The 25,049-nt window shown below is 66.1% G+C and carries 24 protein-coding genes; 10 read left to right on the top strand and 14 right to left on the bottom strand.

Going from position 1 to position 25,049, the window contains the following annotated elements:
• Window positions 1-287: 287 nt before the first annotated feature.
• The 4 genes from AC5RV1_RS07865 to AC5RV1_RS07850 all read left to right on the top strand — a co-directional run bounded on the left by AC5RV1_RS07865 (window position 288) and on the right by AC5RV1_RS07850 (window position 3,907).
• The gene (locus tag AC5RV1_RS07865) at window positions 288-1,298 is read left to right on the top strand and encodes a Bug family tripartite tricarboxylate transporter substrate binding protein (RefSeq protein WP_493946176.1); all 1,011 of its coding nucleotides are present in this window, start codon (window positions 288-290) and stop codon (window positions 1,296-1,298) included.
• Window positions 1,295-1,798: a tripartite tricarboxylate transporter TctB family protein gene (locus AC5RV1_RS07860; protein ID WP_430229063.1), complete on the top strand. Its 504-nt coding sequence runs from the start codon at window positions 1,295-1,297 to the stop codon at window positions 1,796-1,798. The genes AC5RV1_RS07865 and AC5RV1_RS07860 overlap by 4 nt, the downstream gene beginning before the upstream one ends.
• A complete protein-coding gene (locus AC5RV1_RS07855; protein WP_493994118.1) occupies window positions 1,798-3,399 on the top strand; it encodes a tripartite tricarboxylate transporter permease in 1,602 nt (533 codons plus the stop codon). Before AC5RV1_RS07860 ends, AC5RV1_RS07855 begins: the two co-directional genes overlap by 1 nt.
• 115 nt (window positions 3,400-3,514) lie before the next feature.
• Entirely contained in the window at window positions 3,515-3,907 is a 393-nt protein-coding gene (locus AC5RV1_RS07850; RefSeq protein WP_142043255.1) for a universal stress protein, read from the top strand.
• On the opposite strand, the gene AC5RV1_RS07845 is transcribed toward AC5RV1_RS07850, so the two are convergent.
• From AC5RV1_RS07845 to AC5RV1_RS07825, 5 genes are all read right to left on the bottom strand, one after another.
• On the bottom strand, window positions 3,904-4,842 hold the full coding sequence (locus AC5RV1_RS07845) for a fumarylacetoacetate hydrolase family protein (RefSeq protein ID WP_493994117.1): 939 nt from the start codon (window positions 4,840-4,842) through the stop codon (window positions 3,904-3,906). The two genes, AC5RV1_RS07850 and AC5RV1_RS07845, sit on opposite strands and share 4 nt — an antisense overlap.
• Before the next feature lie 253 nt (window positions 4,843-5,095).
• A complete protein-coding gene (locus AC5RV1_RS07840; RefSeq protein ID WP_102976692.1) occupies window positions 5,096-5,332 on the bottom strand; it encodes a hypothetical protein in 237 nt (78 codons plus the stop codon).
• Window positions 5,333-5,494: 162 nt separating this feature from the next.
• Window positions 5,495-7,087 (bottom strand): histidine ammonia-lyase, encoded by a 1,593-nt coding sequence (gene hutH, locus AC5RV1_RS07835; RefSeq protein ID WP_493994116.1) that lies wholly within the window; start codon window positions 7,085-7,087, stop codon window positions 5,495-5,497.
• Between the two features lie 9 nt (window positions 7,088-7,096).
• Window positions 7,097-8,815 (bottom strand): urocanate hydratase, encoded by a 1,719-nt coding sequence (gene hutU / locus AC5RV1_RS07830; RefSeq protein WP_493994115.1) that lies wholly within the window; start codon window positions 8,813-8,815, stop codon window positions 7,097-7,099.
• A 208-nt stretch (window positions 8,816-9,023) separates the two neighbouring features.
• Complete coding sequence (locus tag AC5RV1_RS07825; RefSeq protein WP_493994114.1) at window positions 9,024-9,857, bottom strand: IclR family transcriptional regulator; 834 nt, start codon at window positions 9,855-9,857, stop codon at window positions 9,024-9,026.
• A gap of 228 nt (window positions 9,858-10,085) precedes the next feature.
• On the opposite strand from AC5RV1_RS07825, the gene AC5RV1_RS07820 reads away from it, so the two are divergent.
• Complete coding sequence (locus tag AC5RV1_RS07820) at window positions 10,086-10,670, top strand: DinB family protein (protein WP_493994113.1); 585 nt, start codon at window positions 10,086-10,088, stop codon at window positions 10,668-10,670.
• 44 nt (window positions 10,671-10,714) lie between these two features.
• On the opposite strand, the gene AC5RV1_RS07815 is transcribed toward AC5RV1_RS07820, so the two are convergent.
• Complete coding sequence (locus AC5RV1_RS07815) at window positions 10,715-12,403, bottom strand: HNH endonuclease signature motif containing protein (RefSeq protein WP_493994112.1); 1,689 nt, start codon at window positions 12,401-12,403, stop codon at window positions 10,715-10,717.
• Between the two features lie 88 nt (window positions 12,404-12,491).
• On the bottom strand, window positions 12,492-13,463 hold the full coding sequence (locus tag AC5RV1_RS07810) for an NAD(P)-dependent alcohol dehydrogenase (RefSeq protein WP_493994111.1): 972 nt from the start codon (window positions 13,461-13,463) through the stop codon (window positions 12,492-12,494).
• A gap of 264 nt (window positions 13,464-13,727) precedes the next feature.
• Here AC5RV1_RS07810 and AC5RV1_RS07805 point away from each other — a divergent pair, with 264 nt between their 5' ends.
• Both AC5RV1_RS07805 and AC5RV1_RS07800 read left to right on the top strand, forming a co-directional pair.
• Window positions 13,728-15,218: an amino acid permease gene (locus tag AC5RV1_RS07805; RefSeq protein ID WP_493994110.1), complete on the top strand. Its 1,491-nt coding sequence runs from the start codon at window positions 13,728-13,730 to the stop codon at window positions 15,216-15,218.
• 52 nt (window positions 15,219-15,270) lie between these two features.
• Window positions 15,271-15,906, top strand: coding sequence for a LysE family translocator (locus tag AC5RV1_RS07800; RefSeq protein WP_493946166.1), 636 nt, complete (start codon window positions 15,271-15,273; stop codon window positions 15,904-15,906).
• Between the two features lie 3 nt (window positions 15,907-15,909).
• On the opposite strand, the gene AC5RV1_RS07795 is transcribed toward AC5RV1_RS07800, so the two are convergent.
• A complete protein-coding gene (locus AC5RV1_RS07795; protein ID WP_493994109.1) occupies window positions 15,910-16,779 on the bottom strand; it encodes an SDR family oxidoreductase in 870 nt (289 codons plus the stop codon).
• Between the two features lie 97 nt (window positions 16,780-16,876).
• Here AC5RV1_RS07795 and AC5RV1_RS07790 point away from each other — a divergent pair, with 97 nt between their 5' ends.
• Window positions 16,877-17,269, top strand: a complete 393-nt coding sequence (locus tag AC5RV1_RS07790; RefSeq protein WP_493994108.1) for a winged helix-turn-helix transcriptional regulator — start codon at window positions 16,877-16,879, stop codon at window positions 17,267-17,269.
• A 231-nt stretch (window positions 17,270-17,500) separates the two neighbouring features.
• On the top strand, window positions 17,501-17,764 hold the full coding sequence (locus AC5RV1_RS07785) for a hypothetical protein (protein ID WP_493946163.1): 264 nt from the start codon (window positions 17,501-17,503) through the stop codon (window positions 17,762-17,764).
• A gap of 80 nt (window positions 17,765-17,844) precedes the next feature.
• Here the strand turns inward: AC5RV1_RS07785 and AC5RV1_RS07780 are convergent, their stop codons facing one another.
• Entirely contained in the window at window positions 17,845-18,594 is a 750-nt protein-coding gene (locus AC5RV1_RS07780) for a 3-hydroxybutyrate dehydrogenase (protein ID WP_493994107.1), read from the bottom strand.
• A 94-nt stretch (window positions 18,595-18,688) separates the two neighbouring features.
• On the opposite strand from AC5RV1_RS07780, the gene AC5RV1_RS07775 reads away from it, so the two are divergent.
• Window positions 18,689-19,594: a LysR family transcriptional regulator gene (locus tag AC5RV1_RS07775; protein WP_493946161.1), complete on the top strand. Its 906-nt coding sequence runs from the start codon at window positions 18,689-18,691 to the stop codon at window positions 19,592-19,594.
• Window position 19,595: 1 nt separating this feature from the next.
• Here AC5RV1_RS07775 and AC5RV1_RS07770 read toward each other — a convergent pair whose 3' ends face one another.
• The 5 genes from AC5RV1_RS07770 to rfaE2 (AC5RV1_RS07750) form a co-directional block, all read right to left on the bottom strand.
• Window positions 19,596-20,504, bottom strand: coding sequence for a spermidine synthase (locus tag AC5RV1_RS07770; RefSeq protein ID WP_493946160.1), 909 nt, complete (start codon window positions 20,502-20,504; stop codon window positions 19,596-19,598).
• 65 nt (window positions 20,505-20,569) lie between these two features.
• A complete protein-coding gene (gene rfaE2, locus AC5RV1_RS07765; RefSeq protein WP_493994106.1) occupies window positions 20,570-22,135 on the bottom strand; it encodes a D-glycero-beta-D-manno-heptose 1-phosphate adenylyltransferase in 1,566 nt (521 codons plus the stop codon).
• Window positions 22,132-23,592 carry an aldehyde dehydrogenase family protein gene (locus AC5RV1_RS07760; protein ID WP_493994105.1) on the bottom strand — a complete coding sequence of 487 codons (1,461 nt, stop codon included), beginning with the start codon at window positions 23,590-23,592 and terminating at the stop codon, window positions 22,132-22,134. The genes rfaE2 (AC5RV1_RS07765) and AC5RV1_RS07760 overlap by 4 nt, the downstream gene beginning before the upstream one ends.
• 41 nt (window positions 23,593-23,633) lie before the next feature.
• On the bottom strand, window positions 23,634-24,335 hold the full coding sequence (locus tag AC5RV1_RS07755; RefSeq protein ID WP_163164856.1) for an SDR family oxidoreductase: 702 nt from the start codon (window positions 24,333-24,335) through the stop codon (window positions 23,634-23,636).
• 72 nt (window positions 24,336-24,407) lie between these two features.
• The coding region (rfaE2, locus tag AC5RV1_RS07750; RefSeq protein WP_493994104.1) for a D-glycero-beta-D-manno-heptose 1-phosphate adenylyltransferase at window positions 24,408-25,049 on the bottom strand (642 nt) is incomplete at its 5' end.

Genomic DNA, 25,049 nt, shown 5'->3' with positions numbered 1-25,049 from the left:
TGAAGTGCCCGCGGACGCTGGTGCGCAGGGGCGCGCCGCCCGTCCCCTCCCGGCGTATCGGAACTATACCGCAGGGCATGCACGAACCAGCGGGGACCGCCGTCGTGCACGCCGCGGAGCCTTGCTGCCGGAGGCCATGTGGGACCCCGGAAACGTGAACGCAATGAACTTAACTTTCTCTGCGTACACAAGAGTGATGGGCGTCACGGATGGACCTAGCATCGAAGCACAAGGTCAGGTTCGCTGGCCATCCCCGTAGAGCATGCATCACTGAGAAGAGGAACACCATGCGCCAGATCCGCGCATTGCGAGTCGCCGCCGTCGCCGCCGGCATCGCCCTGATGGCCACCGGCTGCGGTGCCACCGGCAAGAGCTCCACCGGTTCGGAAAGCTCCGGGGCCGCTGCCGGGCCCATCACCGGACTGCAGATCATGGTCCCCAACACCCCGGGCGGTGGTTACGACACCACCGCCCGCGCAGCTGCCAAGGTCCTCGACGACGAGAAGATCTCCACCAACACTGAAGTTTTCAACCTCGCCGGTGCAGGCGGCACCGTGGGCCTGGCCCGCGTGGTCAACGAAAAGGGCAACGGCGACCTCGCCATGCTCATGGGGCTGGGCGTCGTTGGCGCCAGCTACACCAACAAATCCGAGTCGAAGCTGACCGAGACCACCCCGCTGGCTCGCCTCATCGAAGAACCGGGCGCCATCATGGTCAGCAAGGATTCCCCCTACAAGACCATCGACGACCTGGTGAAGGCCTGGAAGGCCGACCCCGCTTCCATCTCCGTGGGCGGCGGCTCTTCCCCCGGCGGCCCGGACCACCTCCTGCCGATGCAGCTTGCAGGTGCCGTGGGCATCGACGCGACCAAGGTCAACTTTGTTTCCTACGACGGCGGTGGCGACCTCCTGCCGGCGATCCTCGGCAACAAGCTCGGCTTTGCGGCCTCCGGCGCGGGCGAGTTCCTGCAGCAGATCCAGTCCGGCGAAGTGCGCGTCCTGGCCACCAGCGGTGAAGAGCGGCTTGAGGGTGTGGACGCCCCCACGCTGAAGGAATCCAACATCGACCTGGTGTTCACTAACTGGCGCGGCATCGTGGCCCCTCCGGGCATCAGCGACGAGGACAAGGCATCCCTGATCGCCGCCCTCGAGAAGATGCACGCCACCGAGGGCTGGAAGGAAGCTTTGAAGACGCACAGCTGGTCCGACGCCTTCATCACCGGCGACGAGTTCGAAGCCTTCCTCACCGACCAGGACAAGCGGGTGGCGGACGTCCTCACCAAGCTTGGGTTGGCGTGAGCTCCCTGATTTCAGGCCTGAAAGGCCGCGCCGAGCTGGGAGTTGCACTCCTGCTCGGCGCGGCCGGCGTCCTGGTCTTCCTGGACGCCAATCGCCTGGTAACCCCGTACTCCCAATCCGATCCGGTCGGTCCCAAGACCGTTCCGTACATTGTGGCCGGTTTGCTGGTGGCCTGCGCTGTCCTGCTGGCAGTTAACGTCATCCGCGGCGGCCAGGGTGAGGCGGAAGGCGGCGAAGACGTCGACCTCACCCACCCCGCAGACTGGAAGACCATCCTGCCCCTGGCGGGAGCCTTCATCCTGAACATCCTGCTCATCGACTGGGCCGGATGGGTCATCTCCGGCACTGTCCTTTTTTGGGGCAGCGTCCTGGCGCTGGGCAGCCGTCACTACATCCGTGACGGGATCATTTCCCTCGCCCTGGCCCTGCTCACCTTCTACGGCTTCTACCTCGGCCTCGGCATCGCACTGCCCGCCGGACTCCTGGAAGGAATCCTCTGATGGACGTCTGGTCCTCACTGATGGACGGTTTCGCCACCGCCCTAACCCCCATGAACTTCCTATACGCCGTGATCGGCGTACTCCTGGGCACCGCCGTCGGCGTCCTTCCGGGACTGGGCCCCGCCATGACCGTGGCACTGTTGCTTCCGGTCACCTACGCACTGGAACCCACCAGCGCCTTCATTATGTTCGCCGGCATCTACTACGGCGGCATGTACGGCGGCTCCACCACCTCCATCCTGCTGAACACACCCGGTGAATCGTCGTCGGTGGTGACGGCGATCGAAGGCAACAAGATGGCCAAGGCGGGCCGCGCAGCGCAGGCGCTTGCGACGGCGGCCATAGGCTCGTTCGTTGCCGGCACCATCGGCACCGCGCTGCTTGCCGTCTGCGCACCCATTGTTGTCGAGTTCGCCGTCAGCCTGGGCGCCCCGAGCTACTTCGCCATCATGGTCCTGGCCCTGCTGGCCGTCACCGCGGTCCTGGGGTCGTCCCGGCTGCGCGGCTTTGCCTCGCTGGCCCTCGGCCTGGCCATCGGCCTGGTGGGAATCGACTCCGTTACCGGCCAGCGCCGCCTGACCTTCGGCCAGCCGCTGCTGGCGGACGGCCTGGACATCGTGGTTGTGGCCGTAGCCATCTTCGCCGTGGGTGAAGCTCTGTGGGTAGCGGCCCACCTGCGCCGCACCCCGCTGCACGTCATTCCGGTTGGCCGTCCCTGGATGGGCAAGAAGGACTGGAGCCGCTCCTGGAAGCCCTGGCTGCGCGGTACCGCCTTCGGCTTCCCGTTCGGCGCCCTTCCTGCCGGCGGGGCCGAGATTCCAACGTTCCTGTCCTACGTCACCGAGAAGCGCCTGACCAAGCACCCGGAGGAATTCGGCAAGGGCGCCATCGAAGGTGTGGCGGGTCCGGAAGCTGCCAACAACGCAGCTGCCGCAGGCACCCTTACCCCCATGCTTGCCCTTGGCCTGCCCACCAATGCCACCGCGGCCGTGATGTTGGCCGCGTTCACGTCCTACGGCATACAGCCCGGCCCCCAGCTGTTCTCAAGCCAGGGCCCCCTGGTGTGGGCGCTGATCGCGAGCCTCTTCATCGGCAACCTGCTGCTCCTGCTGATCAACCTGCCGCTCGCTCCCCTGTGGGCCAAGCTCCTGCAGCTGCCGCGGCCGTACCTGTACGCGGGCATCCTCTTCTTCGCCACGCTGGGCGCCTATTCGGTGAACCTGCAGGCGTTCGACCTGGTGCTCCTGCTGGTCCTCGGCGCACTCGGCTTCATGATGCGGCGGTTCGGCCTGCCCGTCCTGCCGCTCATCCTCGGCGTGATCCTCGGCCCGCGCATCGAAGGCCAGCTCCGGAAGACCCTCCAGCTCAGCGCCGGCGACCCCGCCGGACTCTTCAGCGAGCCGATCGCCGTCGTTATCTACGTCATCGTGGGACTCATCCTGCTGTGGCCGCTGCTCTTCAAGCTGTACCGGCGGACGCGTCCGGCGTCGAAGACCGCGATCCCCGCCAACTCCGGCGCAACCGTCCCCAGGGAGGTCGGCGGCAGCGTGAGCCACGGCAGCCACCGCGCCGACGGTCCGGCCGATGGCGGCGACGGCTGAGAAGCCGTCCCGCAATTCCTGCCGGCATCAACTACCCTCCCCACGGACCCCCTGAGCTCGCAAGCTCGGCCAGGGAACCCTGTCCATGTGGCCCCAGAAAAACAAAGGAGACACCATGACCATCGTGGTGGGATACGTCCCGACCCCCGAGGGCGAAGCAGCCCTGACCCAAGCCATCCACGAAGCCCGGAAGAGCAACACCACGCTGCTGGTTATCAACTCGTCAAAGGGCGACGCCTTGGTGGACAACCGCTACGCCCAGGAGCCGGAGATCCAGAGCATCGAGGACCGGCTGGCCACCCAGGGCATCGACCACGTGATCAAGCAGCCGGTCCGTGGCCATGATGCCGCCGCAGAGGTTTTGGATGCCGCTGAGGAAAACAATGCCGAGCTGATCGTGATCGGGCTGCGCCGGCGTACGCCGGTGGGCAAGCTCATCATGGGCAGCGTGTCGCAGCGGATCCTGTTGGAGGCGGACTGCCCGGTCCTGGCGGTAAAGGCCGGCTAGCGGGACTGGAGCTGCCCCTGCGGCTGTTCCTGTTCCTGTTCCTGCGCCGCAGGCTGCCCGGTCCGGGGCTGCCCTGCACGGTACAGTTCCTGGCGCTGGCGCCCCAACCCCTCTACCTCCACCTCGACGACGTCGCCGGGCTGGAGGTAGGGGAAGCGGCCGCTCAGCGCCACCCCCTCCGGAGTCCCGGTGAGAATCACATCGCCGGGCTCCAGCCGCATGTACTGGCTGCAGTGGTGGACCAGGGTAGGCGGGTCAAAAATGAGTTCCGATGTGCTGGAGTCCTGCCGCCCTTCCCCGTTGACCCAGCTGCGCAGCCGAAGCTTGCCGCCGTCGATGTCGTCTGCCGCAACAAGCCATGGGCCCAGCGGCGTTGAACCCGGCAGCGTTTTGCCCTTGGTCCATTGCCCGGCAGCCCCGGGAAGCTGGTACTCACGCTCCGAGAAGTCGTTGGCCGTGACGTAGCCGGCGATGCACTTCTTTGCCTCGGCCACGGACCCGAGGTAGCTGGCTTCCCTGCCGATCACGATGCCGAGTTCCACCTCCCAGTCGTATTTATTGGAGTGCAGGGGCACGGGGGCGGGGTCGTAGGGCCCCGTTACGGTGTTAGTAGGCTTGAGGAACACCACGGGAATCTCCGGTGGTGCCGAGCCGGACTCAGCCGCATGGGCGGCGTAGTTCATGCCAATGCCCACCACTGCTCCCGGGCGTGCCAGCGGTGCCCCGACGCGAAGGGCGGCTGCTTCTGCCAGGACCGGCAGGGTACCTGCATCCAGTGCTTCCCGGATCTTGCCCAGCCCTCCCGCTGCCAGGAAGTCGCCGTCCACATCGCGGGTGAGGGGCAGGAGGCTGAAGTACCGTTCGGATCCGTCTTCCGATGACATCAGGACGGCCGGCTGTTCAGTGCCGCTTTCTCCCAGGCGCATGATCTTCATACAGGAATTCCTTCTTTCTGGAGCCGGATCGTAGGTGGACTACCACCATGGTGGCCGAGGCGGGTTGGCTTCCGCCACCGCACCGTTTGTGACCGCAGTTCCGCGGCTCTTCGGGCCCTCCCGGGCCCGCCCCTCATGCCCTCCAGAGGGCAGTCATCTCACATATCAGCCCCGCCCGTCGGGGTATCAAGCAAAAGTCCCCGCCCTGCGTCAAGCAGCGGCGGGGACTTTTGTTTTGGAATTGCGAAGGCTGTCAGCCGCGGCGTACCTGCACGCCGTCGGACTTCAAAAAGAGCTGCTTCTCAGTCGGACCAGCCGGCACAAGCCACAGCACGTTTCCGCTCTGGGACACTTCTTCCACCTCGCCAGTGGCCACCACATGCGCCTGTTTGATGATCTCGACGCGTTCCCCGGCCTGAAGAGTCCTCCAGTCGGTAACCGCGGCGGAATGGGCATTGCGCCTCGACAGGACTGCCCCACGTGCTTTCATTTGAACTTCTACCCCTTTGTATATGTTCCGCGCCACAGCCTCTTTGATGTGACTTTCACTACACCTTCAGTTCTACTACACTCGCCGTCCGCCTGATGACAGTGTCACCCGAAATTTCACCAGGCGGACGTTTTGTGCGGTTCAGCTGAAGATTCTTCGTACTCAGGCGAGGGCACCGACTGCGGATTCGGCTGCCCGGCGCACTTCCCCGGCTGCGACCAGGCTGTCTGCCACCTCCAGCTCCGGCGAGAGGAAGCGGTCCGTTCCCGGCCCGTCCACCACAGCGCGAAGGGCAGCGACGACGGCGGCGCCTGCCGGCCCCGGCGTCAGCACTCCACCGGAGAGCTGGGTGCGGATGTCCAAGGCACGGGCCGAGGTCACCAGTTCGATGGCCAGCACCCTCCGCAGGTTCTCCACTGCCTTCCGCAGCTTGCGCGCGGCGTGCCAGCCCATGGACACGTGGTCCTCCTGCATAGCGGAACTCGGGATGGAGTCCACTGATGCTGGAACAGCGAGCCGCTTGTTGTCCGATACCAGGCCTGCCTGGGTGTACTGGGCAATCATGAGCCCGGAATCGACGCCGGGATCAGCTGCGAGGAAGGCGGGGAGGCCGTGGGAACGGGCCGGATCCAGCATCCTGTCCGTGCGCCGCTCGGCAATGGAGCTCAGGTCGGCGACGGCGATCGCGAGGAAGTCCAGGACGTAGGCCACCGGGGCGCCGTGGAAGTTGCCGTTGGAGCTGACCCGTCCGTCGGGTAGAACCACCGGGTTGTCGATGGCGGCGTCCAGCTCACGCGAAGCGACGAGGGCTGCATGGTCCAGCGTGTCCCGGACGGCACCGGCAACCTGCGGGGCGCAGCGGAGCGAGTAGGCGTCCTGTACCCGCGAGTCCCCCACCCGGTGGGAGGCCACGATCGGAGAATCGGACAGCACGCGCAGCATGTTGTTGGCACTTGCCGCCTGGCCGGGGTGCGGGCGCAGCGCAGCGTGAAGTTCCGGCAAGAACACCTGGTCGGTGCCCAGCAATGCCTCGACGCTCAGCGCGGCGGTGATGTCCGCCGTCGTCAGGAGCTGGCGAAGGTCCGCGATGGCCATAAGGAGCATGCCCAGCATGCCTTCCGTGCCGTTGACCAGTGCCAGTCCTTCCTTTTCGGCGAGGGTGACGGGCTCGATGCCATGCTCGGCGAGAAGTTCGGCGACGGCGGGGCGGCCGGCAATGCCGTAGAGCTCGCCGTCGGGCCCGGCTGCTTCCCCCTCCCCCATCAGGACCAGGGCGCAGTGGGACAGCGGGGCGAGGTCGCCGGAGCAGCCAAGGGAACCGAATTCGCGGACCAGTGGGGTGATGCCGGCGTTGAGCACGTCCACCATGGTCTGCAGGACCACGGGGCGGACACCCGTACGGCCGGAGGCGAGGGTCTTGGCGCGCAGGAACATGATGCCGCGCACCACTTCACGTTCCACGGCCGGACCCATGCCGGCGGCGTGGCTGCGGATCAGGCTCTTCTGCAACTGCGTGCGCAGTTCATTGAGGATGTGGCGGTTGGCCAGGGCGCCGAAGCCGGTGGAGATTCCGTATGCCGGGACGTCGCTCGCAGCCAGGTCATCGATGTGTGCCCGGACCTTGGCAACGGTTTCCAGTGCTTCCGGGGAGATGGAGACCTTGGCGTTGTGGCGCGCGACGGCGACGACGTCCTCGGGCGTAACCCCGCTGGACCCGAGGGTGACGGTCAGCGGTTCGTGGGTAATTGCAGTCACTTGTGGTTCCTACTTCTTTGTCTCTGCGGAATCTGCCGATTCCTTCATGGGGATGCGGACGCCGCGTTCCTTGGCGACGTCGAGGGCGCGGTCATAACCGGCGTCGGCGTGGCGGATGACGCCCATGCCGGGGTCATTGGTGAGGAGGCGCTCAAGTTTCTGGGTAGCGAGGTCGGTGCCGTCGGCGACGGAGACCTGGCCGGCGTGGAGGGACCGGCCGATGCCCACGCCGCCACCGTGATGGAGGGATACCCAGGTGGCGCCCGAGGCGGTGTTCAGCAGGGCGTTCAGCAGGGGCCAGTCGGCGATGGCGTCCGAACCGTCGGCCATGGCCTCGGTTTCGCGGTACGGGGAGGCGACGGAGCCGGAGTCCAGGTGGTCGCGGCCGATCACGATGGGGGCCTTCACCTTTCCTTCCTTCACGAGCTGGTTGAACAGGAGCCCTGCCTTGTGGCGTTCGCCGTAACCGAGCCAGCAGATGCGGGCGGGCAGGCCCTCGAACTCCACCCGTTCCTGGGCGGCGTCGATCCAGCGGTGCAGGTGCTTGTTCTCCGGGAAAAGTTCCTTGATGGCCTCATCGGTGACCCGGATGTCCTCGGGGTCTCCAGACAGCGCGACCCAGCGGAAGGGGCCGAGACCCTCGCAGAACAGTGGCCGGATATAGGCGGGAACGAAGCCGGGGAACTCGAACGCCCGGGTGTAGCCTCCCTTGCGGGCTTCGTCGCGGATGGAGTTGCCATAGTCGAAGACCTCGGCGCCTGCGTCCTGGAATTCGACCATCGCCTGGACGTGGCGTGCCATCGATGCCTGGGCCTTTTTGGTGAAGCCTTCCGGATCTGCTTCGGCTTCGCGGTGCCACTCCTCCACCGAGACGCCCTCGGGCAGGTAGGACAGCGGATCGTGCGCGGAGGTCTGGTCGGTGACGATGTCCACCGTAAGCTCCCCGGCTTTGTGGCGGCGCAGGACTTCGGGGAAGACCTCGGCGGCGTTGCCCACGTAGCCCACGGACCAGCCGCGGCGCTCTTCCTTGGCCTTGAGCACCTTGGCGATGGCGGCGTCGAGGTCTGTTTCCACTTCGTCGAGGTAGCGCTTGCCGGCGCGGCGGCGCAGGCGGGTTTCGTCGACGTCGACAATCAGGCAGGCGCCGTCGTTCAGGGTAACGGCCAGCGGCTGGGCGCCGCCCATGCCGCCGCAGCCACCGGTGAGGGTGAGGGTGCCGGCCAAGGTACCGTTTTCGTCGCCGGTCAGTTTGCGGGCGATGGCAGCGAATGTCTCGAAAGTGCCCTGCAGGATCCCCTGGGTGCCAATGTAGATCCAGGAACCTGCGGTCATCTGGCCGTACATCATCAGGCCCTCGGCCTCGAGCCGGCGGAATTCGGGCCAGGTGGCCCAGTCGCCCACCAGGTTGGAGTTCGCCAGCAGGACCCGGGGCGCCCACTCATTGGTGCGGAACACGCCCACCGGCTTGCCGGACTGGACCAGCAGGGTCTCGTCCTTTTCCATGGTCTCCAGGGTGCGGGTGATGGCGTCAAACGCTGCCCAGGACCGGACGGCGCGGCCGGTGCCGCCGTAGACCACCAGGTCCTCCGGGCGCTCGGCCACCTCGGGGTCCAGGTTGTTCATGAGCATGCGCAGCGGCGCTTCCGTCTGCCAGGACTTGGCGGTGAGCTCGGTGCCGCGGGCTGCTTTGACCGGGCGGGCACCGGTGGTGAAATCGGCGGGTGCCATGGTGGCTCCTTTTCGTCTGATGTCTGTGGTGTGAAAGAGGTTCTGTATCAACTAAAGCCCTTGGCGGTCGGGCTTTACAGGGGTTTCAAGGGGGTGGTGTCCGGTATTCCAGACGTACCCACCGCTCCCGTTACGCCAGCAGTTTTGGTTGCCGAAAGCCCCGGTTGGGGACCGTAGGTGATAGGGCAAAAATGGGGAGCGGGGGCGGCTACTTGACGGGGCGGCCGTGAAGCCGGACGGACAGTTCGTCGGCTACCTTTTGGACCCGGCCAGCCAGCACCGGCCATTCCTGCGGGGGCAATTTGTCCTCGAGGAACGTCACGGCGACTGCCGCCGTCGGCCATCCCAGATGGTCGGTGACGGCGGCGGCGATGGAGCCGAAGCCTGGTGTGACCTCGCCGTGTTCGGTGGCGTAGCCGCGCTGCCTCACCTGGTCCAGGTGCGAGGACAAAGCCGAGTACTTCATGATGGCGCCCTCCACCTCGTGCCGGGCGGTGAAGGCTGCGGCGTTCGGGTAAAGCGCCCTCACTTGGGACTTCGGCAGAGCCGCGAGGATGGCCCGCCCGCTGGCGGTGAGGTGGCTGGGGAGCCGGACGCCGACGTCGGTCACCAGGGACGGGCGGTTTTTGGCCCGCTCCTCCACGATGTAGAGCACATCCCGGCCGTGCAGCACCGCCAAGTGTGCACTTTCTCCAAGGGCATCCACGAGGGAAGCCAGCAGTGGCCGGCCGAGCCGGGACAGTGGCTCCTGCCGGGAGTACGCGGAACTGAGCTCGAAGGCGCTGATGCCGAGCCCGTACCGTTGCTCCTCATGGAGATGGAGCACAAAACCATTTGCCTCCATGACGCCCAGCAGGTGGTAAACACTTGAGCGGGGCAGGCCGAGGGAAGACGCGATTTGCGACGCCGCCATCGGCCCACGCCGGGAGGCCAGCAGTTTCAGGATACGCAGCGTGTTCTCGGCAGCCGGAACCTTCGACGCCACCTTAGATGCCGCCGTCGGTTCCTTGACCGCCTGCGGCCTCGCTTCTGTAGCCAACACCGGACTCTCCTTGTTCCTCGCGGGATCTCCCACTGTTATCCGGGATCCCGTACTTAAGCATGCACCCCCACTGGTTCTCCAATGTCGTTCAGCGCACCCCTCGTGTCTGGAGTATCAGACAGGAGGAGGAAACGACGAGCTGGGCGGGCGTGATGGTGCGTCGACCACGTAAGGGGCTGCTCCTGGTGCCCGGCCGATGGCAAAACTTGCGTTGGGTATGCTCCCGCTATGGATGAGAAAGAGACACTGCTTCACTATCTGCGCGTCAGGCGGGACAATCTCCTGGGCAAGCTGGATGGCCTGAGCGATTACGACATCCGCCGCCCGCTGACGCCTACCGGCACCAATCTGCTGGGCTTGGTGAAGCATGTGGCGAGCGTGGAGCTCGGTTACTTCGGCGAGGTTTTTGGCCGGCCCAGCGGACGCCACCTCCCCTGGTTGGATGAGGATGCAAGCCCCGACGCCGACATGTGGGCGTTGGCCGATGAATCCATGGACTTCATCGTGGAACTGCACCTGTTTGCCGCTGCCCACAGCCATGCAACCATCGAGGCACTTCCGTTGGATGCTCCAGGTGTAGTGCCGTGGTGGCCGGCAGAGCGGCGCCACGTCACCCTGCACCAGATTTTGGTCCATATGGTTGCAGAGCGGGCGCAACACCTGGGCCACGCCGACATCCTGCGCGAACTCATCGACGGGAGCGCCGGCCAGCGGCCCGGAGATCCCAACCTGACCGTTCGCAGCGCGGAAGAATGGGCGGCACACCGCGCCTCGATCGAGGCTGCAGCCCGAGCTGCGTCCAGCACTGCATAGCTTCCCTTGGATCAGAACACGCACGCTGGAGTACACGCGTGGCTTCAAACGTGTAGGACAGGTTTCGACGTCAGGAACAGCTCCCAGCCCGGGAACGGATCGTGCGGCAGTACCTCGGGCACGTCATGGACGTCCTCCCAGCGGGGTTCTTCAGGTGAAAGGTCGTCGGAAGTTATGAAGTCTTCCGGTGCTATATCGACCCAGGGATCATATGTAAGCGCCGAATCCTCTGCTCGGAGTTCCGCTGCCTGAAATCCCGCACTCAGAACGTCCGCAGCCTGAAATCCCGCACTCGGAACGTCCGCAGCCTGCAGTCCCGCATAATGAACGTCCGCGGCGGCAACTGCCCGTGGCAGCGATACTCCCACCTCAGTGGGCCAGTGAGGTGGTTCCCAGTCCTGGTGTTCGCTTTTGTAGTGGCGGCCGGTGGGTGAGGTCCAGCCGGGTGGTTCGGTTGTGGTGGCGGGGGCGGGTTTCCAGCCGCTGGTGTGGCGGAGCTTGTGGTGCTTTGGGCAGGGCTGGCCCAGGTTGGATATTCCGGTGGTGCCGCCTTGGTGCCAGGCGAGGAGGTGGTCGGCTTCGTTGTCCAAAGAGTTGTTGCTGCAGCCGGGAAACGGGCATTTGCCGTCCCGCAGCCGCAGCCAGTTCCGCATGGCTTTGGTCAGCCGGTAGCTGGTCCGACCGATATCCAACGGAGCCCCGTCCCGCGGATCCACCAGTACCCGGTAGAACGAGTCCGCCCCGTTACCGACGAGGTTCCGTGCCATCGAGGCGGGGATCGGGCCGTGCCCGTCGAGCATCGCCGGCTCGTCAGTCAGGCCCAGCAGGGAGAACACGGGCACGGTGACCAGGACCTGTGCCCGGGGTGCGGGGACCTGAGTGGTGGTGCCGCCCAGAAGCCAGCCCGCAGCCACATCCGCCCGGAGCTGGGTCAGGGTGCGGGTTTCGTCCGGTCCCTGCATCCCCCGGGAGACGGTGGTGAGCCGGTCCCAAATGGCGGACGCCTGGTCCGCGGGCAGACACGCGGCGACCCAACCCATCCCGTCACCATCAAGCCAGTACTCGACCCGTCGGTCCGCCACACTCTTGGCGTGCCGCTTCTCCAGGCTTTCAGGGTGGTGGCGTTCCCGCCAGGCCCTGGCCTTGGCTTTGAACCGGTACGCCGGCATCTCCCCGACCGTGGCGGCTGCCGCCGGTTTCGGCGTGTCCGGGTCCAGGAAGTGCGCCTCCAAGGCAGCCGCGCCTTTACGGTCTAGGCTTGCGGTCTGGTCGACCATGGTCCGGGCGTGCGCCCAGGAAATCGTCCCGGCCTGCAAAGCAGCCAGGGTGCGGGGCAAGGAGCTGGTCAGGGCATGGGAATCGGCGAGCAAGGCACCGGCGGCCCGGTCACCGATCACCAGCACACACCCCACCTCCGCGACCAGGCTCCGCTCCTGCGCCGCCACCTCATACGGCGACGAAACCGGAGCATTCAACGCTTTCGTGGCCACAGCGAACACCGCCACCGCCTGCGCCTTCACCGCCGCCAGCTTCGCTTCCGACCGGGCCACCCCGGCAAGAACATCCAAAGCCCCATCAGCAACCCGCTGCAACGGATCATCAGACTCAACCGCGGCCCCAGGACCAGCACCACCGGAAACAGCAACATCGCCGCCAGCGAGCACCGCAGCAAACGCAGCGACAGCAGCCACAACAGCTTCCTCCGCCTGCACCACTGCCGGGTTCGTATCCATACCTCCATCATGGCGAGGGGGTACGACATTCTCAGACGGCAAGGCCTGCGGCAAGTCAGGCGTGAGCATGCACAAGCCTGCCGTCGATTCAGATCGTGACGACAACCTTGCCGCGGCTGCGCCCCTCGTGCAGGTACCTGATGGCCGCCGGTGCCTCAGTCAGTGGGAAGACCTTGTCGACTGCCGGCTTCACGCTGCCGGCCTCGATCAGCGATGTGAGGGCCTCGAGATCCAGGGACGTTTCCTTCGCAACAAGCCCCTTGAACTTCTGCCCCGAGAACATTGAAGCAAACGGTGCGCCAAGGGACCGTTCAAAGCCGCCGGTCAGCTTGCCACCTCCTTCACCGCCGATGATGACCAGCGTTCCCCGCGGCCCGAGCACCCGGCGCAGGACGGACAGCGGCCGGTTGCCGGCCGTGTCCAGGATGACGTCGTACAGGACCCCGGACCCGGCAATATCGGACTTGGTGTAATCGATGACCGCATCCGCGCCAAGGGACCGGACCAGCTCCACCTTGCCGGTACTGCACACTCCCGTGACTTCTGCTCCAAAAGCCTTGGCCACTTGAACCGCAAAGGAGCCAACTCCCCCGCCGGCTCCGATGATGAGCACCTTCTGGCCAACGGTGACCTCGCCCGCGTCCCGAACAGCTTGCAGGGCGGTGACAGCGGAGATGGGTGCCGCAGCCGCTTCCTCAAACGAGAGGTTCGCCGGCTTCCGGGCCACCTTGTCCTCCTTCGCGCGAACGTACTCTGCGAAGGATCCGTCGCAGGTTCCGTAGACCTCGTCACCGGCAGAGAAGCGGGTTACTCCTGCACCCGCGGCCTCCACAACGCCCGCTACCTCCCGGCCCCGCACGGGAACCTTGGGCCTCCTCAAGCCGTAACCGAAGAGCCGGACCAGATACGGCAACCCGGTCATCAGGTGCCACACACCCTGCTCAACGCCTGCCGCCCTCACGCGGATCAGTACCTCGCCCTCGCGGGGCACCGGCGCAGCGATATCCCGCAGCTCGAGTACGTCGGGCGATCCATAAACATCCTGCACGATAGCTCTCATGGTCAATCTCCTTCAGGCTGCGGGTGCTTGAACCCGTCCTCAAGCAGTTCCCGTCCGGCGTCATTCGCCGGGTTCAACAGCGGGCCCCTCAAACTAAGGAGAACCCACCCATCGAGTCAAGGGTTGTACCCCGCCGTAGCGGAAGGCTGAAACAGCACGTCGTCTGAAATCAAAGACACCAACGCCCCGTGAGACTCATCACGCCGCTTCCGAAAGTGGTCTGCTGGTTAGCGGCTCCCCTCCCAAAGACGAGAAGGTATTTGTATGCAACCAGCACCCAGCCCTGCCCGGACCAAAAGTCCGGCCGGAAAACAGGCGCCCGCAGCCGCCGTCGGAAGCGTACTCAACCGCGGACTGAACGTGCGGCACATCCGGTTCATGGCCCTGGGCTCCGCGATCGGCACAGGCCTCTTCTATGGTTCCGCCTCAGCTATCCAGAAAGCCGGACCAGCGGTCCTGCTGGCCTACATCATTGGCGGCGCGGCAGTGTTTATGGTGATGCGGGCCCTAGGCGAAATGGCGGTGCGGCATCCGGTCTCCGGCTCCTTCGGCCAGTATGCGAGCCGCTACCTTGGTCCCCTGGCAGGCTTCGTCACAGGCTGGACCTATGTCTTCGAAATGGCCATCGTCGCCATCGCGGACGTTACAGCCTTCAGTATCTACATGGGCTTCTGGTTCCCCCAGGTGGAGCGCTGGGTCTGGATCCTGGCCATCATCTTCTTCCTCGCCGCGTTGAACCTCCTCAGCGTCAGAGTCTTCGGCGAGCTGGAGTTCTGGTTCTCGCTGATCAAGGTGGTGGCCATCATTGCCATGATTGCCGGCGGCGCAGCCATTATCGCGTTCGGCTTCCAGGCCGGCGGCTCAACAGTTGCGCCTGGCCTTGGAAACCTTGTGGACCATGGCGGCTTCTTCCCGTTCGGCTTCGAAGGCCTGCTGGCATCCTTCGCGGTGGTGATGTTCGCCTTTGGCGGTATCGAGACGCTTGGCATCACGGCCGGCGAGGCCGCGAACCCGAAGAAAGTCATCCCCAAGGCAGTCAATACCGTCCCGGTGCGCGTCCTGCTGTTCTACGTTTTGACGCTGGGAGTGCTCATGAGCCTCTTCCCGTGGATTGAAATCGGCAGCAACGGCAGCCCCTTCGTGCAGATCTTCAGCGGGCTTGGCATCCCCGCAGCCCCCCACATCCTGAACGCCGTGGTGATCACGGCGGCCCTCTCCGCCATCAACAGCGACATCTTCGGCGCCGGCCGCATCCTCTTCGGGCTCTCCCGGCAAGGCCACGCTCCCGCTGCCTTCGGCAAGGTATCGCGACACGGCGTGCCGTGGATGACAGTAGTGATGATGGCCGGGATCCTCCTTGTAGGAGTCATCCTGAACGCCGTAATTCCCGAGAACGTCTTCATCCTCATCGCCTCGATCGCCACGTTTGCCACTGTCTGGGTATGGGTCATGATCCTGGCCTCCCATGTGGCCATGAAGCGGGAAATCGCGCGTACCGGCCTGCCGGCGTCGGAATTCCCGTCGCCCTTGTGGCCCGCGGCATCCCTACTCACCATTGCCTTCATGGCGCTGGTGATCGCCGTGCTGGGCGCATTCGAGGACACCAGGATCGCGCTCTACGTTGGCGGGGCCTGGCTGGCGCTTCTGGTCCTTGCCTACCGCCTGTGGGTCAAGGGTGACGGACGACGACGTGCTGACCTCGTGGACGAGACCTCGCCCCTGCCGGTGGTCACCGCAGCCCCCGGCAGCAAGTAAGTATCAGGACTTCGGGAGGCTAAACCAGTGACTGCCGGAGCTAAGATCAGGCATGGTTCCACTCTCCAACCTGCTGGCCTTTGCGCTTGCAGCCGTGATCCTCATCGCCGTGCCGGGCCCGAGCGTTTTGTTCGTGATTGGCCGGTCGCTGGCACTCGGGTGGAAGGGCGGCGTCCTCACCGTCCTTGGCAACGCCGCCGGGCAGTTGCTGCAAGTGGCGGCCGTGGCGTTGGGGGTGGGCATTGTTGTTGCCCAGTCCGTGGTCCTCTTCAGTGCGGTCAAGCTGGCGGGCGCCGCCTACCTGATCTACCTTGGCATCAAAGCCATCCGGCACCGGCGGAGCCACCACTCCCTCGACGCCCGGCCAGTAGACGCACGCCCGTTGCGCCTTGTTGCTGAGGGCTTGGTGGTAGGCGTCACCAACCCCAAGTCAGTGGTGTTCTTCATGGCCGTGCTGCCGCAGTTTGTCCACTACCCGTCAGGCGCCATCGCGTTCCAGTTGGCGCTGCTGGGGGTGGTGTTCCTGGTCATCGCACTGGTCTCGGACAGCCTATGGGCAATAGCAGCAGGTTCCGCCCGCCAATGGTTTGCCCGGTCGCCCCGCCGGGTCTCAGCTATGGAGGCAACCGGCGGGGCGATCATGATCGGTCTGGGCGGGACCCTGGCGCTCACAGGCACCAAGTCCTAGATGCTAGGCAGTGGCACTGGGAGCGGCTAAACGAACCGCGTCTGCCAACGAAGTGGCCGGGCGTCCGATCAGTTTGCGCAAGTCGCCAGAGCTCACCAGAAGGTCACCGCGGGCTATCCCCAGGTCCGAGTCGGCCAGGATCTCCGCGAACGCCTCCGGCACTCCGAAGCCGGTCAACATCCCGGCGTACTCCTGCGGCGGAAGGTCCTGGTAGGAAACGTGGGTGCCGGCCGCGGCGCTGATCTCGGCCGCAAGCTCAGCCATGGTGAACGGTTCATCGCCGCCCAGCTCATAGATCCTGCCGGCCTGGTCGGTGGCAACCAGCACTGCAGCAGCTGCATTTGCGTAGTCTGCCCTGGAAGCTGCGCTGACACGCCCCTCCCCAGCGCTGCCTGCGATGGCGCCCTGCGCGAGCGTGCCGGGCAGCTGGTCGGTGTAGTTCTCGAGGTACCAGCCATTGCGCAGCAGCACGAACGGAACGCCGGATTCCTGCAGGATGACCTCCGTTGCCTGGTGCTCGGCTGCCAGCTTCATTCCGGTGGTGTCCGCATTCGCGATGCTGGTGTACGCCACCAGTTCAATACCCTCAGCCTTCGCCGCCTCGATGACGGTCCGGTGCTGCTCCACCCGCTGGCCCACCTCGCTGCCCGAGATAAGGAGCACCTTGCGGGCGCCCTTCAAGGCCTCCGCTACGGAGGCTGCGTCGGCGTAGTCCATTCTCCTGACCTGGACACCACGCCCGGCGAGGTCTGCGATCTTTTCGACGGAACGGCCCGCGGCCACGATCTCCCCGGCGGGAACGTTCCGCTCCAGCAGGGCCTCGACGACGTGGCGGCCCAGCTGTCCGGTTGCTCCGGTGATAACGATGGTCATGATTTTCCTTCCATTCGGGGTCTGTCAGGGTACACAACCACGCCCTTCCGCGATTACTTCCCGAAAGAGAGTACGCACTTTTAGGTAAGGTACTTACATGAAAGTTAGTGCCGAGGGGTTTACCGGCCAGGCAGCACCCCTTCCGGCCGCCCTTGCCGACGGCGTTTTCCCGGCCGGCTGCCCCAGCCGCACCGTCCTGGACCACATCACCAGCAAGTGGGGTGTACTGATCCTGCTGGCGCTTTCCGAGGGCGAGCAGCGCTGGAGCGACTTGCGGCGGCGGGCAGAGGGCGTCAGCGAGAAAATGCTGGCCCAAACCCTCAAGACCCTGGAGCGTGATGGCCTCGTCACGCGGACGGCCCAGCCCGTCATTCCGCCACGGGTGGACTACAGCCTGACCGGGCGCGGTTATGAGCTGAGCGCGCTGCTCGTTCCGTTGGTGGCGTGGGCCTTCGAGAACGCTGACGACATCATCAAAGGGCAGCCTTGAGAAAAATAGGAGCAACCCGAAGGGCTTCCCGGGCACTCCTCAAGTAATCAACCGGAGCGAGTATTGGCCCCTTCAAAAAGCGAGTACATGTTACTGGTGTGACTGGTGTGAATAGCGCATAGCTTTGGCGTAAGGTGCCAGCCGGAATGGGAGGGCCGTCCTCCGCTGGGAGCGTTCCGGTTTGCCTGCACTGCCAGTGGGCGGCTTGCCGCCCGCAAGGAGTTGGTACGCATGGTCAAACCTCTTGTCCAGGACCTGTCCAGCATGGGACAGCCTGTAACCTTGGCCTCCGTCGCGGCGCAAACGTGGAGCCGCGTCGTGAAGCCCTTCGCCCCACGGTCCCCTTACAGGATCGGTGACGCAGTAGTGGCAGACGATCCCTTCAAGGGCCGCCGCGAGGGAGTGGTGGTGTTCCTGCAGGGCTTGTCCGCGGGGGTGGACACCGCCGAGGGCGTCTTCTTCTACGACCACCGGCACCTCAAAAGGCTGGATTGAGTTTTTGTCCAGATCTGCAGGCTTCAGCGGCCTCCAGCCCTGCATACCTGGACAAAAACTCCGTGCCTCCACGGGCGGCACTACCGCGCAGACCAGCCGCCGTCCATGGTGTAGCTGGCTCCGGTCACCATGCCGGCGCGGTCCGAAGCCAGCCATGCGACCAGGGAAGCAACTTCCTCAGGCTCCACCAGGCGCTTGATGGCCGACTCTGTGAGCATGACCTTGGCCAGTACCTCCGACTCGGGGATGCCGTGCACCAGAGCCTGGTCCGCGAGCTGCTTCTCCACCAGGGGCGTCCGCACATACCCCGGGTTGATGCAGTTGGAGGTCACCCCGTGGTCCCCGCCTTCGAGCGCTGTGACCTTGCTGAGCCCTTCCAAACCGTGCTTTGCCGAAACGTAGGCACTCTTGAACGGCGAGGCCCGGATGCCGTGCACGGAGGACAGGTTGATGATCCGGCCGAACCCGCTGGTGTACATGTGCGGCAGGGCAGCCCGGATCAGCAGGAACGGCGCCTCCAGCATCAGGGCGATGATCCGGCGGAACTCCACCGGATCGAATTCCTCAATAGGACTGATGCGCTGGATCCCGGCGTTGTTCACCAGGACGTCGCAATCCAGGCTCAGGGTGGCGAGCGAGTCCACGTCCAGCAGGTCAACAGCCCAGGAGGTGCCGCCCACCTCATCGGCAAGCTCGGCAGCGCCGGCGGCGTCGACGTCGGCAACCACCACTTTCGCTCCACGGGCGGCCAGTTCCCGGACGCAGGCGGCGCCGATGCCGCTTGCACCGCCGGTGACCAATGCCTTGCGGCCATTCAAAGTGTTTTCCATAGCAATCCCCTCGGGTGTTTCCCACTGAGTATTACTGCACAGACATGCACCTTCAATGACTAATCAAGCACCAAGTGCATGCAGAATTGCAGATATGAAAGCCAACCCCGATGACTTGCTGGTACTGCTTGCGGTGTCCCGCTCCGCAAAGTACACGACGGCGGCCCAGGCCTTGGGGCTCAACCACACCACCGTCTCGCGGCGGATAGCAGCCCTTGAGAAGGCGCTCGGCGGCCGGGTCCTGGCGCGTGCCACCGGAGGGTGGGAACTGACTGACCTCGGAGCCCGGGCCGTGCAGGTCGCCGAACAGGTGGAAGCGGTGGTGGGCACGCTGGGAGCAGCCGGGAAGGCACCCGACCCGATTACCGGCGTCGTCCGTATGACGGCGACGGATGGCTTCAGCGCCTATATCGCCGCGCCGGCCGTCGCCCGGCTGCGCCGGGATCATCCGGGGCTGTGCGTTGAGGTGGTGACCATGACCCGCCGGGCGCTGCAGCAGCGCTCCGGACTGGACATCGAAGTGGTGGTGGGCGAACCGCAGGTGCACCGGGCCGAGGCAGTGCGGCTGGGTGACTACATGCTGGGCATGTATGCCTCGCGCGCCTACCTGGAGGAGCACGGCACGCCCGCCACCGTGGCCGAACTCAACGAACACCCGTTGGTCTACTTCGTTGATTCCATGTTGCAGGTGGATGACCTCGACGCGCCCCGCCGCCTGGTCCCGGGGATGCGCGACGGCCTCACCTCCACCAATGTCTTTGTCCACGTGGAGGCAACCCGCGCCGGGGCCGGCATCGGTTTCCTGCCCTGCTTTATGGGCGACCTCCACGATGACCTGGTCCGCCTGCTGCCCTCAGAGATCGCCGAGTTGCTGCCGTACTGGATGGTGCTCCGGCCGGACTCGCTGCGGCGGCCTGCGGTGGCGGCGGTAGTGCACGCGCTGCGGGAACAGATGGCGGAGCACCGGGAGAAGCTGCTGGGCCGAGGTTCCGGTGATTGAGCTAGCTACCGGGCGGGTCGTGCCGCACGGGTGATCCGGCCGCAAAGGCCCGCACTTGGGTGTCGTCCCACAGGTGCGCCGGAACGGCGCCGCCCAGGAGCCGGCGCGCAAGTTGGGGGTCATCAGCGAACGGGGTATCGCTGCCGGCCATGACCATGTTTCCGTAGCGGCGCCCCTTCAACATGGCCGGGTCCGCGATGATGACGGTGTGCTTGAAGGCAGCCGCGATGGTGGCGGCGTCCTGCCTGGCGTTCCTCAGGTCCGGCGCGTCCCCGGAATTCACCACGTACAGCCCGCCGGGCGCGAGGACCCGCCTGACGTGCCGGGTGAACTCGGCCGTGGTCAGCGGGCGCGGGGTCAGGGCACCGGCGAAAACGTCCCGAATGATGAAGTCCCGGGTCTCGGCCGTCAGGGTCTCCGTGACTTCGCGGGCCTCCCCCACCCGCAGGCGGAGCAGCGGCGCCTTGGGCAGGTCGAACCAGCCGCGCACGTACTCCGCCAGCTTGCCGTCCAGCTCCACCACCACCTGCCGGGCGTCCGGATAGACAGCATGGAAGTAGCGGGCCAGGGAGCAGGCGCCGCCGCCCAGATGCAAGCCGCGGAGCTTCGGCCTGGTTCCCGCCGTTTCCGACGGCGGCCAGCGCGACTCGATCAGCGCCGCCATCCAGCGCATGTACTCGAAATCCAGGAACAGCGGGTCGGCGAGGTCGATGTGCGAACTCATCACGCCGTTGATCTTCAGGAGCCAGCCGGTGGAGTTGTCCTGGTCGGCGATCAGCTCGCAGTCCCCGGTGTCGACGTAGTAGACGCCTTCAACTGGTCCGCTGGGCCGGGCTCCCGCGGGGACCTCCACCACTCCTGCTACAGGGCGCAGGCCGTTCCGGCCACCTGACCTGCCGCGTTTTGCCATTACCCGTGCCGCGCTTCAGTCATGCTTCAACCCTAATTGCTTCCGACAGCACCGGTGCCCGCACCCTAGCTGCCCGGCACAGCCCCTTCGCCTTCCCGGATCCGCTTCACCACAGCCGTGGTGGACCGTTCCGCCACATAGTCCAGAATGGCCACCCGGCCGCCGTACTCCTCCACTGCCGGCGTCTCGGCGAGCATTTCCGGGGTGTAGTCCCCGCCCTTGGCATAAACCTCGGGCCGGAGCTGCGCGATGAGCGGGGCCGCGGTGGGAGTGTCGAAGACAGTCACGTAATCCACGCAACTCAGTGCCGCCACCACCGCGGCACGGTCCGCCACCCCGTTGATGGGCCGGCCGGCGCCCTTAAGCTTTCGGACCGAGTCGTCGCTGTTAAGCGCCACCACCAGCACGTCCCCCAGCTGTTTCGCCTGGTTGAGGTAGCGCGTGTGGCCGCTGTGCAGCACGTCGAAGCAGCCGTTGGTCAGCACGATGCGCTGGCCCTGCGCCCGGTGCAGCTCCAGCTGCCGTTGCAGCTCGTCCGCGCCCAGGGCAGTGTCGGCGAAGGCCTTGAGGTACCGGCTGAGCTGGCCCGTACTGCAAACGGACGTGCCCGGCTGGTGCACCACCACGTCCGCGGCCGACTGCGCCAGGTCCAGGCTCGCCGTCAACGGCAGCCCGGCAGCGCGCGCCAGGGTCAGCGCAGCCACGAACGTGTCGCCTGCACCGGAGGCCTGCTTTTCCGCGGCCGGACGGGCCCACGTACGGTGCGTCACGCCGTCAGGCCTTAGCAGGACGGTGCCGTCACGGTCCAGGGTGACCACCACGGCCCCTGCGCCCGTGGCTTCCAGCAGGGCATCGGCGTGCTTGCTTACCTCTGCCACCCTGTCCTGCCCGTCGGGAAGCCGCAGGTCCAGCATGCGCGCCGTTTCCTGCGCATTCGGGGTTACCAGGTCCGGGCGGAGCGGCGCCCAGGGCCGGGGGTCGTGCGAATCGACCACCAGCAGCGGACGGTCCCCGCCGGCAGCAGGGCCGGCGAGAGCGTCCACGAGGCTGGCCCGCACCGGATCCGCCAGCACCCCGTTGCCGTAATCGCAAACCAGCACGGCGTCCTGCTGGTCGACGGCGGCACGCACGGAAGCAGCCAGCGCGGCCAGCGCTTCGGCCGGCACCGCCTTGGCGGAGTCGTCGATGCGGAGCATCACCTGTCCGCCGCTGCTGATGCGGATCTTGGTGGTGGTCACCATGTCCGGGTGGCTGTGCAGGTGGCTGACATCGATGCCTGCATCCACCAGCTGGCTGCGCAGGTCCACGCCGGCATCGTCGGTTCCGATGATGCCTGCCACGGAGACCCGGGCACCGAGGGCTGCCAGGTTCATGGCGGTATTGGCGGCCCCGCCGGGAACGGACTCCCGGGTTTGTACGTCTACTACCGGGGCGGGGGCTTCCCGGCACAGCCGTTCGATGCTGCCGCTCCACCAGCCGTCCAGCATCAGGTCGCCGATTACCATGATCGCCGGCTCTTCCGCGGCCAGTCGCCCTGGCAGCCATTCGGAGAGCGCCCGCTGGCTGGAAAGGTCCACGTCGGCAGGCTCAACCGGGAGGTCGGCAGGCAGGTTCTCCGGTGACAGACTCATGACCCGTCCTGCTGTTCAGCCGCGGATTCCGCATCCGCCGCCGCGTCAGGGGCTGCAGACGGAGGCGCCGCAATGTGCACCACCTTGACCCGGCTGAACTCGTCCAGGAGTTCCGGGCCGTAGCCGAAGCCCGCGCCGCTTTCGCCCCGCGGCTGGGCAGCACCGCCGGGGGCGCCGCCGAACACTTCGTTGATCTTCACCGTCCCCACCGGGAGGGCAGCGACTGCCCGCTGGATGTGGGCGATGTTGTTGCTGAGAACGGTGGCAGCCAGGCCGTACCTGCCGCTGCATGCCAGGCGGAGCCCCTCGTCGAACGATCTCACCACCTGCACGGGGGCAACGGGTCCAAAGGTTTCCTCCGTCATGACCTGCATCCGGTCCGTGCATTCCAGCAGCACGGTGGCGGGGTAGAAGGAGCCCGGGCCGTCCGGGAGGGCACCGCCCTCGACGGCATGCGCACCCTGCCTCAGGGCGTCAGTGACCTGCGCGTGGACCTCATCCCGCATCCTCAGATCCACCAGCGGGGCCACTGACCCGTTGCCGTTACGCACAGCCGCTTCGGTTTCCAAGGCTGCGCAGAACTCTGCGGCGATGTCCTCATGGACGTAAATCCGCTCAACAGCCACGCAGATCTGGCCGCTGTTGCTGAAGGCACCAATTGCCGCCTGCTCGGCAGCCCATAGCGGGTCAACGTCCCGGTCCACCAGCAGCGGATCATTTCCCCCGTTCTCCCGGATGACGTGGGCACCCGTCAGCGCTCCGGCCCTGGCGATCCGCGCTCCGGCCGCACTGGAGCCCACGTGCGCGATGACGTCCACCTCCGACTGGGCAAGGAGTGCACCAACGCCGGCGCCGCCCGAAATCGTCTGGAAAACGCCGGGCGGAAAGCCTGCCGCCAGGACTTCGCCCAAGGCCTCACCCAGCCGCGGGCACCGCTCGCTTGGTTTGTGCACCACGGTGTTGCCGGTAGCCAGCGCGGCGCCGATCAGGCCGCATGCCACCGCAACGGGATCGTTCCACGGGGTCAGCAGGACAGCCACGCCGCGGGGCTCGGCAACGGTGTAATCGGAGGCAAGCCGGTTGCCTCGCAGGCTGTGCCCCCGGTGGACGGGCCCCAGCTCCGCGTACTGTTCCAGCGTGGAAACCCCTGCGCCGATGCCGGCGAGCGATTCCTCCACCGGCCGCCCCGTTTCGCTGGCGTTGAGTTCCGCGAGCTCCCGGGCCGCTGCAGCGAGCGCCTTTGCCGCAGCACGCAGTGCCGCACCCCGCTCGGCCGGCGCAGTGGAAGCCCAATCCGCCGCAGCGCTCCGGGCCACCTCTACCGCCTGGGACACTGCTTCCGGTTCGGCCTCCGGCACAGTCCAAAGGACGTCACCGGTTCGTGGGTTCCGGATGGTGATGCCGTTGCTGTCGGCGGCTTCCGGGCGTGCAGTCGTTTCTGTAGCAATGGTGGGCATGAGATTCCTCCCGTCGGTTCCGGCCTGGTCGTATGTGGGGTTTAGGGCCAGGAGCCCTCTTCCTCGTGGCAGATCAGCATCTCGCGGACCTCGCATCCGGTAGGCTGGGACAGCGCGAAGAGGATGGCCTGGGCCACGTTGTTGGGGTCATTGAGCCGCGAATCGTCCTGGGGCTTGTACTGCTCTGTGCGGTCGTCGAAGAAGCGCGTCTTCATGCCGCCGGGGATCATGGTGGTCACGCCGATTTCGCCGCCGGTCTCGGCAGCCAGCGCGTGGCTGAATCCCACCACACCGAACTTGGATGCGCAGTACGCCGTTGCGTCGGCCACGGCGCGCTTGCCCAGGGTGGAAGCGACAGTCACCACCCGGCCGTGGGAGGACTTCAGGTACGGCAATGCTGCGCGCACCACTGATACGGTGCCCATCAGGTTCACGCCGATGACCTTCTCCCACTCTGTGGCCTCGACGTCGGCGAGCTTGCCGCAGCGGTCGATGCCGGCGGCAGTGACCACTGCTTCGAGCCCACCAAGGGATTCCGCGGCTTCGCGTACGGCGGCCTCCACTGCCTGCCGGTCCGAGACGTCCACTTCAAAGGCTTTCACGGCGGATACGTTGCTGATATCGCGGTCCAGGACCACCGGAGTGCCGCCCGCCTTCAGGACGGCGTCGACGACGGCGGCACCCAGTCCGGAGGCACCTCCGGTTACGAGTACGCGGCCGGGGGTGTTTGATTCTGCAGTCATGGTGTTCCTTTCAACGGGGAATACAAAACTTGGGTTGGGCGGGCGTGACCAGACGGTTTAGCCCACCCGGTTTCAGCTGACCTTTGCGAGGGCGTCGGCCAGGCCCGTGGTGGAACGGGCCGGGTGGTACGGCACAGTGAGGCAACGGCCGCCCCAGCTCTCCACCAAGCTGGCCTCGGGCAGGCTGGCACCCTTGTAGTCGCCGCCCTTGACCCAGATGTCGGGGCGAAGGCGTTCGAGGGCTGCCTCAGGTGTGTCTTCGTCGAAGACCATCACGGCGTCCACGCATTCCATGGCCAGGAGCAGTTCGGCCCTGTCATGCTGGCCGATGATGGGACGCTCCGGCCCCTTCAGCCGCCGCACGGAATCGTCCGAGTTCAAGCAGACGATCAAACAGTCGCCCAGCTCACGGGCAGCGGCCAGAGACCGGACGTGCCCGGCGTGCAGCAGGTCGAAGCACCCTCCGGTGGCCACTACCTTCCCGCCGTTTTCCCGCACGGCGCGGGCCAGCAGCAGGGGATCGTTGACCCGGGGCTTTGGCTGCGCGGGCTCCCCGCCGCTATCGGGAAGGGCGGACACCCCGCCGTTGGCGAGGAAATCTGCGGCGTCATGGACGGCAAGTTCCGCGGCTTCGGCAAGGTCCCTGCCGGCCAGAAGGTGCACGGCGAGGCTCGCTGCGAGCCGGTCCGCTCGGAAGAGCACACGTCTGAACAC

The organism is Arthrobacter sp. Hb9-2, assembly GCF_059091165.1.
Note: the sequence above shows the minus strand (reverse complement) of the source record. Positions and strands in the feature narration are given on the sequence as shown.

What these genes read in the sequence shown, in the direction of transcription:
- AC5RV1_RS07865 (WP_493946176.1), top strand. Translation starts at nt 288, where the DNA reads ATGCGCCAGATCCGCGCATTGCGAGTCGCCGCCGTCGCCGCCGGCATC.
- AC5RV1_RS07855 (WP_493994118.1), top strand. Translation starts at nt 1,798, where the DNA reads ATGGACGTCTGGTCCTCACTGATGGACGGTTTCGCCACCGCCCTAACC.
- AC5RV1_RS07850 (WP_142043255.1), top strand. Translation starts at nt 3,515, where the DNA reads ATGACCATCGTGGTGGGATACGTCCCGACCCCCGAGGGCGAAGCAGCC.
- AC5RV1_RS07845 (WP_493994117.1), bottom strand. Translation starts at nt 4,842, where the DNA reads ATGAAGATCATGCGCCTGGGAGAAAGCGGCACTGAACAGCCGGCCGTC.
- AC5RV1_RS07840 (WP_102976692.1), bottom strand. Translation starts at nt 5,332, where the DNA reads ATGAAAGCACGTGGGGCAGTCCTGTCGAGGCGCAATGCCCATTCCGCC.
- hutU (WP_493994115.1), bottom strand. Translation starts at nt 8,815, where the DNA reads ATGGCACCCGCCGATTTCACCACCGGTGCCCGCCCGGTCAAAGCAGCC.
- AC5RV1_RS07820 (WP_493994113.1), top strand. Translation starts at nt 10,086, where the DNA reads ATGGATGAGAAAGAGACACTGCTTCACTATCTGCGCGTCAGGCGGGAC.
- AC5RV1_RS07815 (WP_493994112.1), bottom strand. Translation starts at nt 12,403, where the DNA reads ATGGATACGAACCCGGCAGTGGTGCAGGCGGAGGAAGCTGTTGTGGCT.
- AC5RV1_RS07810 (WP_493994111.1), bottom strand. Translation starts at nt 13,463, where the DNA reads ATGAGAGCTATCGTGCAGGATGTTTATGGATCGCCCGACGTACTCGAG.
- AC5RV1_RS07805 (WP_493994110.1), top strand. Translation starts at nt 13,728, where the DNA reads ATGCAACCAGCACCCAGCCCTGCCCGGACCAAAAGTCCGGCCGGAAAA.
- AC5RV1_RS07800 (WP_493946166.1), top strand. Translation starts at nt 15,271, where the DNA reads ATGGTTCCACTCTCCAACCTGCTGGCCTTTGCGCTTGCAGCCGTGATC.
- AC5RV1_RS07795 (WP_493994109.1), bottom strand. Translation starts at nt 16,779, where the DNA reads ATGACCATCGTTATCACCGGAGCAACCGGACAGCTGGGCCGCCACGTC.
- AC5RV1_RS07790 (WP_493994108.1), top strand. Translation starts at nt 16,877, where the DNA reads ATGAAAGTTAGTGCCGAGGGGTTTACCGGCCAGGCAGCACCCCTTCCG.
- AC5RV1_RS07785 (WP_493946163.1), top strand. Translation starts at nt 17,501, where the DNA reads ATGGTCAAACCTCTTGTCCAGGACCTGTCCAGCATGGGACAGCCTGTA.
- AC5RV1_RS07780 (WP_493994107.1), bottom strand. Translation starts at nt 18,594, where the DNA reads ATGGAAAACACTTTGAATGGCCGCAAGGCATTGGTCACCGGCGGTGCA.
- AC5RV1_RS07775 (WP_493946161.1), top strand. Translation starts at nt 18,689, where the DNA reads ATGAAAGCCAACCCCGATGACTTGCTGGTACTGCTTGCGGTGTCCCGC.
- AC5RV1_RS07770 (WP_493946160.1), bottom strand. Translation starts at nt 20,504, where the DNA reads ATGGCAAAACGCGGCAGGTCAGGTGGCCGGAACGGCCTGCGCCCTGTA.
- rfaE2 (WP_493994106.1), bottom strand. Translation starts at nt 22,135, where the DNA reads ATGAGTCTGTCACCGGAGAACCTGCCTGCCGACCTCCCGGTTGAGCCT.
- AC5RV1_RS07760 (WP_493994105.1), bottom strand. Translation starts at nt 23,592, where the DNA reads ATGCCCACCATTGCTACAGAAACGACTGCACGCCCGGAAGCCGCCGAC.
- AC5RV1_RS07755 (WP_163164856.1), bottom strand. Translation starts at nt 24,335, where the DNA reads ATGACTGCAGAATCAAACACCCCCGGCCGCGTACTCGTAACCGGAGGT.